Annotated in this window: 16 protein-coding genes; 11 read left to right on the top strand and 5 right to left on the bottom strand. The window is 61.0% G+C overall.

Annotated elements, in window-relative coordinates:
- Window positions 1-11: 11 nt before the first annotated feature.
- Window positions 12-476 (bottom strand): multidrug transporter, encoded by a 465-nt coding sequence (locus K5Q02_RS10295; protein ID WP_225838886.1) that lies wholly within the window; start codon window positions 474-476, stop codon window positions 12-14.
- 92 nt (window positions 477-568) lie between these two features.
- Entirely contained in the window at window positions 569-1,348 is a 780-nt protein-coding gene (yaaA, locus tag K5Q02_RS10300) for a peroxide stress protein YaaA (protein WP_225838888.1), read from the bottom strand.
- Between the two features lie 424 nt (window positions 1,349-1,772).
- Between yaaA and K5Q02_RS10305 the strand changes: the two genes are divergently transcribed.
- From K5Q02_RS10305 to moaE, 4 genes are all read left to right on the top strand, one after another.
- Window positions 1,773-3,164 (top strand): PhoH family protein, encoded by a 1,392-nt coding sequence (locus K5Q02_RS10305; RefSeq protein ID WP_225838890.1) that lies wholly within the window; start codon window positions 1,773-1,775, stop codon window positions 3,162-3,164.
- Window positions 3,165-3,285: 121 nt separating this feature from the next.
- The gene (gene moaC, locus K5Q02_RS10310) at window positions 3,286-3,765 is read left to right on the top strand and encodes a cyclic pyranopterin monophosphate synthase MoaC (protein WP_225838892.1); all 480 of its coding nucleotides are present in this window, start codon (window positions 3,286-3,288) and stop codon (window positions 3,763-3,765) included.
- Complete coding sequence (locus K5Q02_RS10315) at window positions 3,762-4,004, top strand: MoaD/ThiS family protein (RefSeq protein WP_225838894.1); 243 nt, start codon at window positions 3,762-3,764, stop codon at window positions 4,002-4,004. Before moaC ends, K5Q02_RS10315 begins: the two co-directional genes overlap by 4 nt.
- 1 nt (window position 4,005) lies before the next feature.
- Window positions 4,006-4,464 (top strand): molybdopterin synthase catalytic subunit MoaE, encoded by a 459-nt coding sequence (gene moaE, locus K5Q02_RS10320; protein WP_225838896.1) that lies wholly within the window; start codon window positions 4,006-4,008, stop codon window positions 4,462-4,464.
- A gap of 33 nt (window positions 4,465-4,497) precedes the next feature.
- Here the strand turns inward: moaE and K5Q02_RS10325 are convergent, their stop codons facing one another.
- Entirely contained in the window at window positions 4,498-4,662 is a 165-nt protein-coding gene (locus K5Q02_RS10325; RefSeq protein WP_225838897.1) for a hypothetical protein, read from the bottom strand.
- A 441-nt stretch (window positions 4,663-5,103) separates the two neighbouring features.
- Between K5Q02_RS10325 and purT the strand changes: the two genes are divergently transcribed.
- Window positions 5,104-6,285 carry a formate-dependent phosphoribosylglycinamide formyltransferase gene (gene purT, locus K5Q02_RS10330; RefSeq protein ID WP_225838899.1) on the top strand — a complete coding sequence of 394 codons (1,182 nt, stop codon included), beginning with the start codon at window positions 5,104-5,106 and terminating at the stop codon, window positions 6,283-6,285.
- 127 nt (window positions 6,286-6,412) lie between these two features.
- On the opposite strand, the gene K5Q02_RS10335 is transcribed toward purT, so the two are convergent.
- Together K5Q02_RS10335 and K5Q02_RS10340 are read right to left on the bottom strand one after the other, a co-directional pair.
- The gene (locus K5Q02_RS10335; protein ID WP_442963980.1) at window positions 6,413-7,714 is read right to left on the bottom strand and encodes a CNNM domain-containing protein; all 1,302 of its coding nucleotides are present in this window, start codon (window positions 7,712-7,714) and stop codon (window positions 6,413-6,415) included.
- Window positions 7,715-7,716: 2 nt separating this feature from the next.
- The gene (locus K5Q02_RS10340) at window positions 7,717-8,517 is read right to left on the bottom strand and encodes a cytochrome C assembly family protein (protein ID WP_225838901.1); all 801 of its coding nucleotides are present in this window, start codon (window positions 8,515-8,517) and stop codon (window positions 7,717-7,719) included.
- Between the two features lie 184 nt (window positions 8,518-8,701).
- Here K5Q02_RS10340 and ffh point away from each other — a divergent pair, with 184 nt between their 5' ends.
- The 6 genes from ffh to K5Q02_RS10370 all read left to right on the top strand — a co-directional run bounded on the left by ffh (window position 8,702) and on the right by K5Q02_RS10370 (window position 12,867).
- Window positions 8,702-10,078, top strand: a complete 1,377-nt coding sequence (ffh, locus tag K5Q02_RS10345) for a signal recognition particle protein (RefSeq protein ID WP_225838903.1) — start codon at window positions 8,702-8,704, stop codon at window positions 10,076-10,078.
- 143 nt (window positions 10,079-10,221) lie between these two features.
- The gene (gene rpsP, locus K5Q02_RS10350) at window positions 10,222-10,473 is read left to right on the top strand and encodes a 30S ribosomal protein S16 (protein WP_042555419.1); all 252 of its coding nucleotides are present in this window, start codon (window positions 10,222-10,224) and stop codon (window positions 10,471-10,473) included.
- A gap of 7 nt (window positions 10,474-10,480) precedes the next feature.
- A complete protein-coding gene (rimM, locus tag K5Q02_RS10355; protein WP_225838904.1) occupies window positions 10,481-11,017 on the top strand; it encodes a ribosome maturation factor RimM in 537 nt (178 codons plus the stop codon).
- A gap of 4 nt (window positions 11,018-11,021) precedes the next feature.
- On the top strand, window positions 11,022-11,774 hold the full coding sequence (gene trmD / locus K5Q02_RS10360; RefSeq protein ID WP_225838911.1) for a tRNA (guanosine(37)-N1)-methyltransferase TrmD: 753 nt from the start codon (window positions 11,022-11,024) through the stop codon (window positions 11,772-11,774).
- 42 nt (window positions 11,775-11,816) lie between these two features.
- The gene (gene rplS, locus K5Q02_RS10365) at window positions 11,817-12,167 is read left to right on the top strand and encodes a 50S ribosomal protein L19 (protein ID WP_225838913.1); all 351 of its coding nucleotides are present in this window, start codon (window positions 11,817-11,819) and stop codon (window positions 12,165-12,167) included.
- Between the two features lie 292 nt (window positions 12,168-12,459).
- On the top strand, window positions 12,460-12,867 hold the full coding sequence (locus K5Q02_RS10370) for an acyl-CoA thioesterase (RefSeq protein ID WP_225838915.1): 408 nt from the start codon (window positions 12,460-12,462) through the stop codon (window positions 12,865-12,867).
- Window positions 12,868-12,888 lie beyond the last annotated feature (21 nt).

Here is a 12,888-nt window from a genome sequence, read left to right on the forward strand (position 1 = left end):
TCAGGTGCCGGTCAGCGGCTGAACGTACCTTGCAGCTGTTCGGCACGAAACTCCAGGGTGCTGGCGCGATAGCCGCTACGCAGGGTAGGCAGGGGCAGGCAGGTTTGCCAGTCGGCCCCCGGCAGCAATTCGCCAGGGCCGCTGTAACGCGGGGTTTCGTAAAGCCGCTGCGCCAGGTTGACGCTGTCGCCAGGGCGGTAGGCGGCTACCTGCCAACGCAGCTCCAGCAGTGCGGCTTGGCTACCGTTGTGCAGGTGCACGCTCAGCGGGCGATCTGCCGGGCAGCTTTGCGGCGCATGGCTCAGGCGCAGCTCGAGGTGAGCCAGGTGGCGATTCTCGCGGCTCTCCTGCCACAGCACCCAGCTCGACACCAGCCCCAGGCCGACCAGTGCGGCGAGGGAAATGGGCAGGGCTTTGGCCGGGTAGCGGATCAGCAGGATGAACCAGCTGAGTACCAGAATCGCGCCGAAAATCATCGCTGGACCTTGAACGTCGAATGTAGGCCAATCCTACACAAGCCCGGTTGCCTCGGCACGTGCGCAGGGGTTGGCGGATGTTTCTGGCGAGATCAGTCCGGGGCGTGATCGCGCAGGAATACCAGCTTGTCGGCGCTGGAGTCCTTGGCCGAGAAGCGGTAACCCTGGTCGTCGAAGTCCTTGAGATCCTGCGGGTTCTTCAGGCGCTCCCGGATCACGTGGCGAGCCATCAGGCCGCGGGCCTTCTTGGCGTAGAAGCTGATGATCTTGTACTGACCGTTCTTCAGGTCCTTGAACTCGGTATCGATGATGCGCGCCTTGAGTACCTTGCGCTTGACCGCGCCGAAGTACTCGTTGGACGCCAGATTGAGCAGCACGTCGTCGCCCTGGGCCTGCAAGGCTTCGTTCAGCCACTCGCTGATGTGCTCGCCCCAGAAGGCGTAGAGATCCTTGCCGCGGGCATTGGCCAGCTTGGTACCCATTTCCAGGCGGTAGGGCATCATCAGATCCAGCGGGCGCAGCAGACCGTACAGGCCGGAAAGCATGCGCAGGTGTTGCTGGGCGAAGTCGAAATCCGCCTCAGCGAAGCTTTCGGCATCAAGACCTGTGTACACGTCGCCCTTGAACGCCAGCAGTGCCTGTTTGGCGTTCTGCGTGTCGAAGGCCGGTGTCCAGCTGCCGAAGCGTGCGGCATTAAGGCCGGCGAGCTTGTCCGACAGGTGCATCAGCTCGGCGACTTGCGCGGGGGAGAATTCGCGCAGCTGGGCGACGAGTTCCTGGGAGTGGTCGAGGAACTCGGGTTGGGTGAAGCGTGACGTCACCGGCGCGGTGTCGTAATCCAGGGTCTTGGCGGGTGAAATCACCATCAGCATTGGGGCGTCTCCTTCAGCGGAGCGCCGATTCTAGCCGATTCGGTGGCACGTGCAGTGACTGAGCGGGGAAGATGGTGGGGCGATTTGCCTGACGGCGCGCTGCAGCAGGACTTAGGACTTTAGCGGCGAGCTGCGCGAGCGCCAAGCGTCATTCGTCTAACCGAAAAATAAACTTCAAAAATCTGAAAAGATCATTTTCCTGTCACATTTTTTGGAGTATCAACGAACTGTGGTTTGCCGCGAACCGATCATGATGATCCACCGTCGCAGGCCACGCCTTGAAAGACCGCCGAACCCTGCAGACAGGTGGCGGCCCTTGGCCCTCATCCGTTTGTACCTCCCCGCTTATCGGGGAGTCGGTGGCCCTGTGTGGCGGAGCGCCGTCCTGGCATTCCGTCGCTGGATCCGACAAGAGGTGACGAGTATGGATGACCACGGACGCATCAAGCCCACCGCCCCAACCTTGTATGCCCTCGACACCAATGTCCTGATTCACGATCCCAACGCGCTACTCAATTTCCAAGAACACCACGTCGCCATTCCGATGACCGTGCTGGAGGAACTCGACAAGCTGAAAACCGGCAAGCAGGGGGTCGCCGCCGAGTGTCGCCAGGCGATTCGTCTGATCGACAAGATCCTCGATGGCGCCAGCCCCGAGGAAGTCGAGCACGGTGTACCGATTCAGCGTGGCAAGAACGATCCCCGCGGTTTTCTATCGATTCTCATGAGCAAGAGTGCGGCGCCGGTTACCTGGCTGCCGGAAGACCTCAACGACAACAAGATTATCAACCAGCTGGTCGAACTGAAATCACGCCGGCCGGGCACCTCGGTGGTGCTGGTGACCAAGGACATCAACATGCGCCTGAAGGCGCGTGGCTGCGGTCTGGATTCCGAGGACTATCACACCGACCAACTGGTCGACGACATCTCGCTGCTCTCCAAGGGCTATCACAACGTCGAAGGCGCCTTCTGGGACCGTGTCGCCAAGGTCGATACCCGTCAGGGCCATGGCCGCACCTGGCATCGCGTGCAGTTGAGCGAGGAACTGCCGGGGGTCAACGTCAACGAATTCATCATCGACGAGCAGGGTTTCGTCGGCTGGGTCAAAGAGGCTGAAGGCGGCGAACTGCTGATTCTCGATCTGCATCAGGAGCCGCTGATGCACCAGGAGGCTTGGGGCCTCAAGCCGCGGGACATCTATCAGGCGCTGGCGCTCTACGCATTGCTCGACCCCGATATCCACCTGGTCAACCTGACCGGCGCCGCCGGTTCCGGCAAGACCATCCTGGCCCTGGCGGCGGCCATCGAGCAGACCATGGTCAACAAGCGCTACCGGCGCATCATCGCCACCCGTTCGGTACAGGGGCTGGATCAGGAGATCGGTTTCCTGCCCGGTACCGAGGCCGAGAAGATGGAGCCCTGGCTGGGCGCTATCACCGATAACCTCGAAGCCCTGCACATGGACGACGAGAACACCCACGGCAGCGTCGACTACATCCTGCAGAAGGTGCCGTTGCAGTTCAAATCCCTGAACTACATCCGCGGACGCAGCTTCCAGCAGAGCCTGATCCTTATCGACGAGTGTCAGAACCTCACCCCGCACCAGATGAAGACCATCATCACCCGCGCCGGCAGTGGTTCCAAGGTGATCTGCCTGGGCAACCTGGCGCAGATCGACACGCCCTATCTGTCGGCACCCAGCTCAGGCCTGACCTACCTCACTGAGCGGTTCAAAGGCTTCGAGCACGGCGTGCACATCACCCTGCAGGGCGTTCCACGCTCGATACTCGCCGAGTACGCGGAAAGCCATATGTAGCGGCAGGCAACCTGTCTCGAGTGGCAAGCGTGACGAGAGCTGCAACCTCGTCACGCTCTTTTGGCTTGAAGCCTGAGGGTTGAGGCTTACAATCTCCGCATCATTCATTCGGAGATTGCCCGTGCTCACCCATCTCGACTCCCAGGGGCGCGCCAATATGGTCGACGTCAGCGACAAGGCGCAGACCATACGCGAGGCCGTGGCCGAGGCTCGCGTACGCATGCGTACCGAGACGCTGCAGATGATCGTCGACGGCGAGCATCCCAAGGGCGACGTTTTCGCCGTAGCACGCATTGCCGGCATTCAGGCCGCGAAGAAAACCTCGGATCTGATTCCGCTGTGCCACCCGCTGATGCTGACCAGCGTCAAGGTCGAGCTGCAGGCCGACGGTAATGACGCCGTGCTGATTCGCGCCCGCTGCAAACTCACCGGGCAGACCGGGGTGGAAATGGAAGCGCTCACCGCTGCCAGCGTCGCCGCGCTGACCATCTACGACATGTGCAAGGCGGTGGATCGCGGCATGGTCATCGAGCAGGTGCGTTTGCTGGAAAAGGTCGGCGGCAAGAGCGGCCACTTCCTGGCAGACGAGGGCGAGCGATGATCAGCGTGCAGTACTTCGCCCGTTACCGCGAAACCCTCGGTCTGGATGCCGAACAACTGCAACCCGGCTTTGCCACCCTCGACGAGCTGCGTCTGCACCTGCTGGCGCGCGGCGGGGTGTGGGAAGTGCTCGCCGAGCGCGGCTTGATGTGCGCACGCAATGAAGAGCTCTGCGCGCTGAGCGAACCGCTGGTCGATGGCGACGCGGTGGCGTTCTTCCCCACGGTTACCGGAGGCTGAGATGGGCATTCGTGTACAGCAGGCGGTTTTCGATCCGGGGCTGGAGACCAATGCCGTGCATGCGGCCAATACCGGTGTCGGTGCGGTGGCCTGTTTCGTTGGCTACGTGCGTGATTTCAACGATGGCCGCGATGTGGCGGGGATGTATCTCGAGCACTTCCCCGGCATGACGGAAAAGGCTCTGGCCGGTATCGAGTCCCAGGCGCGCGAGCGCTGGCCGCTGCTGGGCGTCGAAGTGATTCACCGTGTCGGCCGGCTGGAGCCGGGCGAGCCAATCGTCTTCGTTGGCGTAGCCAGTGCGCACCGACAGGCGGCGTTCGAGGCCTGTGAGTTCATCATGGACTACCTGAAGACCCAGGCACCGTTCTGGAAGAAAGAGGACACCGCCGACGGCCCGCGCTGGGTCGAAGGACGGGAGAGCGACCAGGCATCCGCCCGACGCTGGCAGAGCGGCGACTGATCAGGTTTTCGAGCAGGCTCGAAACTGCACGCCTCAGCCGAACTCGATGAACACCTTGAAGAACAGTGGCGCAAACATCGACAGCGCGCCCAGGCCGGTTAGCCAGATGCCCCATTCCTGCTCGCGGTTGTTGAAGCCGATTCCCAGCAGCAGAAAGCCGCTGACCAAAAGCACGATCATGATGTGGAACGCGTCCATGGCGATGCCTCCTCTGGAAGTCTTGCCTGCCAGGAGCTGCGCCGCTGCGTGTGTTACTGACGCAGCGGCGGCATCCACTTTGAGCGTAGCTGACGCGTGATCTTGCCGCGTTGATCCATGGCAATTCGCGAGATCAATAATGCCCCTGGCAAGCATCCGCCTGCCGCCGGCGAAACACCTCGATTCAGAGCCGTTGCGCTGCCTTGCCGATTGACGGTGCAGCGATTTAGTTCGCGGTCGGCGCCTGCCGTGATTAAAATCGCCGCCTGAACAGGCCGTGTGAAAACGTAGCGAGCGAAGGTCAGGCAAGGCAAAAACCGGCGAAAAAGCGCAGTTTACGAGTTGTAAATGAGCATTTTGAGCTGGTTTTTAACGCCGCATGACCGAGCGCAGTAGTTTTCACACAGCCTGTGAATTCTCCTGCTACCCAAGGATCCTGTTATGCCCCGTATCGGAACCCCCCTGTCGCCTAGCGCGACCCGTGTGTTGCTGTGTGGCTCGGGTGAGCTCGGCAAGGAAGTGGTGATCGAGCTGCAGCGCCTCGGCGTCGAAGTCATCGCCGTCGACCGTTATGCCAACGCTCCGGCCATGCAGGTGGCGCATCGCAGCCACGTGATCAGCATGCTCGATGGCGCGGCGTTGCGCGCGGTGATCGAGCTGGAGAAGCCGCATTACATCGTGCCGGAGATCGAGGCGATCGCCACCGCTACGCTGGTCGAGCTGGAAAACGAAGGCTACACGGTGATCCCTAGCGCACGTGCCGCGCAATTGACCATGAACCGTGAAGGCATCCGCCGCCTGGCCGCCGAAGAACTGGGCGTGCCGACCTCGCCGTATCAGTTCGCCGACTCCCTCGAGGAGTTCCAGGCTGCGGTCAGCGCCATCGGTTTCCCCTGCGTGGTCAAGCCGATCATGAGTTCGTCGGGCAAGGGCCAGTCGGTGCTCAAGGGCGCCGATGACGTGCAGAAGGCCTGGGATTACGCTCAGGCTGGCGGTCGTGCTGGCAAAGGCCGGGTGATCGTCGAAGGGTTCATCGACTTCGATTACGAAATCACCCTGCTGACCGTGCGCCACGTCGGCGGCACCACCTTCTGTGCACCGGTCGGTCACCGTCAGGAGAAGGGCGACTATCAGGAGTCCTGGCAGCCTCAGGCGATGAGCCCGGCCGCACGCGCCGAGGCTGAGCGCATCGCCCTGGCCGTGACCGGTTCTCTCGGTGGCCGTGGCCTGTTCGGCGTCGAGCTGTTCGTCAAGGGTGATCAGGTGTGGTTCTGCGAAATTTCCCCGCGCCCCCATGACACCGGTCTGGTGACCCTGATTTCTCAGGATCTGTCCGAGTTCGCTCTGCATGCACGGGCCATTCTCGGCTTGCCGATCCCGGCGATCCGCCAGTTCGGCCCGTCGGCCTCGGCGGTGATTCTGGTCGAAGGCGAGTCGCAGCAGGTCAGCTTCGGCAACCTCGGCGCCGCGCTCACCGAGCCGGATACCGCACTGCGTCTGTTCGGCAAGCCGGAAGTCAGCGGTCAGCGCCGCATGGGCGTGGCGCTGGCCCGTGATGAGTCGCTGGAGGCTGCACGCGCCAAGGCGCTGCGTTCGGCGCAGGCGGTGAACGTCGAGCTGTAAGAACCTGTTCAAGTCTGCTGCGAGTCGGCACTGCTGCGTTAAAAACAGGCTCGGAATGCTCATGTACAAAAGTACACTCTGCTTCCTCGCCTGTTTTTGCCTTGCATTGCTCTAGCTCGCGAGACTTTCAAAAGGTTCTAAAACTTAGAGTCAGCGGGAGTACTGCTCCTGCTGGCTGCTTCACCTCTGCAGGGCCTCCCAGGCCCGTACCTCGAGTACCCGGCTGCCGCTGGCCTTGAGGATTTCCAGGCGGTAGCGGCCGACCTGCAGGCATACGGCGCTGTCCGGGATGTTCTCCAATATTTCCGTCACCAGGCCATTGACGGTCTTCGATCTCGTCGACCGGCAGGCTCCAGCCCAGGCCGCGGTTCACTTCGCGTATGTAGGCGCTGCCCTTGATCGACCAGGTACCATCGCCTAGCGCATGAAATTCGCTCGGGTGCGCGGTTTCCACGGTGCTCAGGTCGCCGACGATCTCTTCCAAAATGTCTTCCACGGTGACGATGCCCATGGCTTCGCCGTACTCGTCGACGACGATACCGGTGCGGTACTTGTGCTGCTGGAAATTCACCAGCTGGGTGGCCAGCGTCGTCCCCTCCGGCACGAAATAGGGCGCATCGCAGGCCTGCAGCAGGCTGCTTTCGTTCAGCTCGCCACGGCCCGCCAGGCGCCGCATGTGCAGGATGCCTTCGGTCTGGTTGAGGCTGTCGCGATACACCGGCAGGCGGGTGTGCGAGGCGTTGCGGATCTGCTCGGCCAATGGCGTGCTGCCGTGCAGGTCGATGCCGGTGACTTCGTGGCGGGGAATCATGATGTCGTCGACGTTGACCCGATCCAGTTCGAGCACACCGAGCAGCATGGCGCGTCTTTCGCTGGGCAGTGGCAGGTCGTCGGCCTGCAGTGCGCTGCGCAGCTCTTCGAGACTGAGGTCATCGTGCTGGCCTGGCGCGGGTTTGCCGATCCTGCTGCGTAGCGCCTGGCTGATGCTCAGCAGCAGGCGGGTCAGCGGTGACAGCAGTGTGCTGAAGAGCGTCAGCGGGCGGCTTGCCGGGTAGGCGAACAGCGGCGCCGGCAGAATGGCCAGTACGCGCCCGAGCGGATGGGCCAGCATCAGGGCGGCCAGGGTCAGCAGGAACGGTGAAATGGCCAGAGTCGCGGTGCCGCCCTGGTTCAGCGCGAGCAGAGTGGCGGCCACCGAGGCGGCCATGGTGCTGCAGATGGTGCCGATACGCAGGGTGGCCGAGAGGCGCTGTGGTTGATCCAGTAGGCGGATCAGCCGAGCAGCGGCACGATGGCCTTGGCGGGCTCGGTGGCGCAGGCGATAGCGATTGAGGCTGAACAGCACGGTACGCGCGCAGATAAAGAACGCGGCGCAGCCCAGCAGCACAAGTAGCAGCGCTAGCTGGGGTAGGGGAGAGGGTGTGTCCACGATCAGATGTGGAGGATGAATTCGCGAACCAGCTTGCTGCCGAAGAATGCCAGCATCAGCAGGCAGAACCCGGCCAGCGTCCAGCGGATCGCCTTGTGCCCACGCCAGCCAAGCTGGTGACGGCCCCACAGCAGCACAGCGAACACCACCCAGGCGAAGCAGGACAGAATGGTCTTGTGCACCAGGTGCTGGGTGAACAGGTTATCGATGAAGATTGCCCCGGACAGCAGCGACAGCGAGAGCAGCGCCCAGCCGCACCACAGGAAGCCGAACAAAAGGCTCTCCATGGTCTGCAAGGGTGGGAAGTTGCGGATCAGCCCGGACGGATGCTTGTGTTTGAGCTGGTGATCCTGCACCAGTAGCAGCAGCGACTGGAACATGGCGATGGTCAGCATGCCGTACGCCATGATCGACAGCAGGATATGGGCGAGGATACCCGGACCTTCTTCGAGCGGCTGAGTGGTGCCGCTGGGCATGAACTGGGCGCACAGTACCGTGAGGCCACCGAGGGGGAAGAGGAACAGCAGCAGGTTTTCCACCGGCATGCGCTGGCTGGCCAGCAGAATGAGCACGATCACCGTATAGGCGATCAGGCTGGCAGCGTTGAAGAAGTCCAGGGTCAGGCCGGTGCTGTTATGCATCTGCATGAACAGGCTGCCACCATGGAAGAACAGGGCAATGACGCCGAGAAGCGCCAGCACGCGTTTGCTGGGTGTACTGCGACGGGTCAGGTGCAGGCCTTGGTAGCTGGCGGCGCCAAAATAGAAAATGGCTGCGGCGAGGCTGGGCAACAGAGGGTGCATAGATCCTGAATGACTAGGCCTGAAAGGCGCTGAGTGTGGCACACAACGGTTGTCGCCAAAAGACCGCAAGCGCTATCAGGTCTCATATGTCGCAAGGGCTCCGATAAAGAAGCCTCAACAGCAGGGCAGTCTCCGTTATAATCCGACGTTTGTTGCCAGCACATCCGGCCCGATAGGAACGCGCATGTTCGAAAATTTAACAGATCGCCTCTCGCAGACCCTGCGCAGCGTCACTGGCAAGGCCAAGCTGACCGAGGACAATATTAAGGACACCCTGCGCGAAGTGCGCATGGCGCTGCTCGAGGCCGACGTGGCCCTGCCTGTGGTCAAGGATTTTGTCGCCCGGGTCAAGGATCGCGCAGTCGGCACTGAGGTATCGAAGAGTCTGACGCCTGGCCAGGCGTTCGTGAAGATCGTGCGCCTGGAGCTGGAAAGCCTCATGGGTGCGGCCAACGAAGACCTTGACCTGAGCACTACGCCGCCGGCGGTTGTACTGATGGCCGGTCTGCAGGGTGCAGGTAAGACCACCACCGTTGGCAAGCTGGCACGGTTCCTCAAGGAACGTAAGAAAAAGAGCGTGATGGTGGTGTCCGCGGACGTTTACCGCCCCGCCGCGATCAAGCAGCTGGAAACTCTGGCCAGCGATATCGGGGTGACGTTCTTCCCATCTGATATCACTCAGAAGCCGGTCGCTATCGCTGAAGCGGCGATCCGCGAGGCCAAGCTCAAGTACATAGATGTAGTGCTGGTGGATACCGCCGGTCGTCTGGCCATCGATGCCGAGATGATGGCCGAGATTCAGGCCCTTCACGCAGCGGTCAAGCCGGTGGAAACCCTGTTCGTGGTCGACGCCATGACCGGTCAGGATGCTGCCAATACGGCCAAAGCCTTTAATGACGCCCTGCCGCTCACTGGCGTCGTGCTGACCAAGGTCGACGGCGATGCGCGGGGTGGTGCCGCGCTGTCGGTTCGTGCGATTACCGGCAAGCCGATCAAGTTCATCGGTATGGGCGAGAAAAGCGACGCGCTTGAGCCGTTCCATCCCGAGCGGATTGCCTCGCGTATCCTTGGCATGGGTGACGTGCTCAGCCTGATCGAACAGGCCGAACAGACCCTCGATCGTGACAAGGCCGAGAAGCTCAGCAAGAAGCTGAAGAAAGGCAAGGGCTTCGATCTCGAAGATTTTCGTGACCAGCTACAGCAGATGAAGAACATGGGCGGCCTTGGCGGCCTGATGGACAAGCTGCCGCAGATGGGGGGCGTCAACCTGTCGCAGATGGGCGGTGCCCAGGGTGCGGCGGAAAAGCAATTCAAGCAGATGGAGTCGATCATCAACTCCATGACGCCTGCCGAGCGCCGTGATCCCGAGATCATCAGCGGTTCGCGCAAGCGCCGCATTGCCCAAGGTTCTGGCACTCAGGTGCAGGACATTGGTCGGCTGATCAAGCAGCACAAGCAAATGCAGAAAATGATGAAGAAATTCACCGCCAAAGGCGGCATGGCCAAGATGATGCGCGGCATGGGCAGTATGATGCCGGGCGGCGGTATGCCGAAGTTCTGAAGCTTCTGTGCCGGTCTATCGACGGCCGGCGGAAAAAGAGATTTGCAAACAGCCGCATAATCCTTAGAATATGCGGCCTTTCGGGCCTAGGCCCATTTTGATGTGTGCCTCAAGTTAGCACCGACTACAGGAACGATGTTCACATGGTAACTATTCGTCTCGCTCGTGGCGGCTCCAAAAAGCGCCCCTTCTACCACCTGACCGTGACCAACAGCCGCAATGCGCGCGACGGTCGCTTCGTAGAGCGTATTGGCTTCTTCAATCCGGTCGCTTCGGGTGCTGAAATCAAGCTGTCCGTAAATCAAGAACGCGCTACCTACTGGCTGGGCCAGGGCGCGCAGCCGTCTGAGCGTGTTGCTCAGCTGCTGAAAGAAGCTGCCAAGGCTGCTGCCTAAGCACTTTATGAGCACGACGCCGGCTCCCGCCGAGGATCTGATGGTTCTTGGCAAGATTGTCTCGGTGCATGGCGTCAAGGGTGAGGTGAAGGTGTTTTCCTTTACCGATCCTCTGGATAACGTGCTCGACTACCCTCGCTGGACGCTGCGGCGCGATGGCGAGGTGAAACAGGTTGAACTGGCTGGTGGACGTTTGCAGGGCAAGGTTCTGGTCGCCAGGCTGAAAGGGCTCGATGATCGTGAGGTTGCGCGTACATACGCCGGCTTCGAGATCTGCGTTCCCCGCAGCCAGCTACCGGAACTGGAAGACGGCGAGTTCTACTGGTATCAGCTGGAAGGTCTTAGCGTCATCGATCAAGAAGGGCAATTGCTCGGCAAGATCGATCATCTGTTCGAGACCGGTGCCAATGATGTGATGGCGGTCAAGCCGTGCATCGGCAGCCTCGATGATCGCGAGCGCCTGTTGCCTTATACGCAGCAGTGTGTGTTGTCGATCAGCCTCGAGGCTGGCGAGATGCGGGTCGACTGGGATGCGGATTTCTGACGCCATGCCTAGCTTGCGCGTCGATGTCATTACGCTGTTCCCGGAAATGTTCGCCGCCATCGGCGATTACGGCATTACCAGCCGTGCGGTCAAGCAGGAGCTGTTGCAGCTGACCTGCTGGAACCCACGCAGTTACACCACGGATCGTCATCACACCGTTGACGACCGCCCCTTCGGTGGTGGTCCTGGCATGGTGATGAAGATCAAGCCGCTCGAAGATGCCTTGGCTGATGCCAGGCAGGCCAGCGGCGGTCAGGCGAAGGTGATCTACCTTTCGCCACAAGGCCGCCCGCTGACGCAGGCGGCGGTACGCGAGCTGGCGAAGGAGGAGCGTTTGATCCTTATCGCTGGCCGCTACGAAGGCGTCGACGAGCGTTTCATCGAAACGCATGTCGACGAGGAATGGTCGATTGGCGACTACGTCCTGTCCGGCGGTGAGCTGCCGGCCATGGTGCTGATCGATGCGGTAACGCGCCTTTTGCCTGGTGCATTGGGTCATGCAGATTCGGCCGAGGAAGACTCCTTCACGGATGGCTTGCTCGACTGCCCGCATTACACCCGTCCGGAGGTGTATGCGGATAAACGTGTTCCTGAGGTGCTGCTTGGCGGCAACCACGAACACATCCGGCGCTGGCGTTTGCAGCAGTCCCTGGGGCGTACCTGGGAACGTCGTGTCGATCTTCTGGATAGCCGCTCGCTTTCTGGGGAAGAGAAAAAGCTGCTGGAGGAATACATCCGCCAGCAGGACGATAACTAATGTATCGATGGCCGGCCTGACGGCCCGTCTTAGGAGCGCAGCATGACCAACAAAATCATTCAGCAACTCGAAGCTGAGCAGATGGGTAAAGAGATCCCTACCTTTGCCCCGGGCGATACCGTAGTCGTCCAGGTAAAAGTAAAGGAAGGTGACCGTCAGCGTCTGCAGGCGTTCGAAGGTGTAGTAATCGCCAAGCGTAACCGTGGTCTGAACAGCGCCTTCACCGTGCGCAAGATCTCCAGCGGCGTAGGCGTTGAGCGTACTTTCCAGACTTACAGCCCGCTGGTTGACAGCCTGTCTGTCAAGCGTCGTGGTGATGTTCGCAAGGCCAAGCTGTACTACCTCCGCGACCTGTCCGGCAAGGCAGCACGCATCAAGGAGAAGCTGGCTTAAGCCACGCTTCCCTCACGAAAAAAGCAGCCTTGTGCTGCTTTTTTCGTTTCTGGCGTTTGTTGAAGTGGCAGCAGCGTGGCGGGAGCGGACGGTGAGCAGAGCTTTTGTGGGAGAGGCTTTAGCCTCGATTTTTCCTAGCTAGGCGTAAAGAGCTCGCGGCTAAAGCCCCTCCTACAAAAAGAAAGCTCTGCATCCACCGCCCGCTTCCGCCTTGTAGAGGCCTTTCCTATTAGGTGTAGGTGCGATTTTCGTATCCAATACGCACACCAACGTTGTGAGCAGGTTCTGAGTGATGACTCCCAGAGAGCAGGAAATCCAGCGGCGTACCGAACTTTCCGAAACGCGCGTGGCCAAGGCGGTGTTTCCGCCGACCACCAATCATCACAACACCCTGTTTGGCGGCACTGCCATGGCATGGATGGATGAGGTGTCGTTTATTGCTGCCACCCGTTTCTGCCGACTGCCGCTGGTCACGGTGTCCTCCGATCGTATCGACTTCAGCCATCCGATTCCTGCCGGTACCATCGTCGAACTGGTCGGTCGGGTGAGTGCGGTCGGCAACACCAGCATGAAGGTGCAGGTCGACGTGTTCGTCGAGGACATGTATGGCGCCCGCCGTGAACTTGCCATTCGCGGGGCCTTCAGTTTCGTGGCCATGGGCGAGGACGGCAAGCCGGTGCCGGTGCTGCCTGGTTTCTGATCGTGCGCGTGCCACTGGCGC

Origin of the sequence: Pseudomonas sp. MM211 (assembly GCF_020386635.1) — a bacterium.
In the GTDB taxonomy this organism is placed as follows: Bacteria; Pseudomonadota; Gammaproteobacteria; order Pseudomonadales; family Pseudomonadaceae; genus Aquipseudomonas.

Bases quoted from the DNA above. Each gene is read 5' to 3' on its own strand.
- K5Q02_RS10325 (WP_225838897.1), bottom strand. From the start codon at position 4,662: ATGGACGCGTTCCACATCATGATCGTGCTTTTGGTCAGCGGCTTTCTG.
- K5Q02_RS10340 (WP_225838901.1), bottom strand. From the start codon at position 8,517: ATGCACCCTCTGTTGCCCAGCCTCGCCGCAGCCATTTTCTATTTTGGC.
- moaE (WP_225838896.1), top strand. From the start codon at position 4,006: ATGGGCATTCGTGTACAGCAGGCGGTTTTCGATCCGGGGCTGGAGACC.
- rimM (WP_225838904.1), top strand. From the start codon at position 10,481: ATGAGCACGACGCCGGCTCCCGCCGAGGATCTGATGGTTCTTGGCAAG.
- ffh (WP_225838903.1), top strand. From the start codon at position 8,702: ATGTTCGAAAATTTAACAGATCGCCTCTCGCAGACCCTGCGCAGCGTC.
- K5Q02_RS10370 (WP_225838915.1), top strand. From the start codon at position 12,460: ATGACTCCCAGAGAGCAGGAAATCCAGCGGCGTACCGAACTTTCCGAA.
- yaaA (WP_225838888.1), bottom strand. From the start codon at position 1,348: ATGCTGATGGTGATTTCACCCGCCAAGACCCTGGATTACGACACCGCG.
- purT (WP_225838899.1), top strand. From the start codon at position 5,104: ATGCCCCGTATCGGAACCCCCCTGTCGCCTAGCGCGACCCGTGTGTTG.
- rpsP (WP_042555419.1), top strand. From the start codon at position 10,222: ATGGTAACTATTCGTCTCGCTCGTGGCGGCTCCAAAAAGCGCCCCTTC.
- K5Q02_RS10295 (WP_225838886.1), bottom strand. From the start codon at position 476: ATGATTTTCGGCGCGATTCTGGTACTCAGCTGGTTCATCCTGCTGATC.
- K5Q02_RS10315 (WP_225838894.1), top strand. From the start codon at position 3,762: ATGATCAGCGTGCAGTACTTCGCCCGTTACCGCGAAACCCTCGGTCTG.
- K5Q02_RS10305 (WP_225838890.1), top strand. From the start codon at position 1,773: ATGGATGACCACGGACGCATCAAGCCCACCGCCCCAACCTTGTATGCC.
- trmD (WP_225838911.1), top strand. From the start codon at position 11,022: ATGCCTAGCTTGCGCGTCGATGTCATTACGCTGTTCCCGGAAATGTTC.
- rplS (WP_225838913.1), top strand. From the start codon at position 11,817: ATGACCAACAAAATCATTCAGCAACTCGAAGCTGAGCAGATGGGTAAA.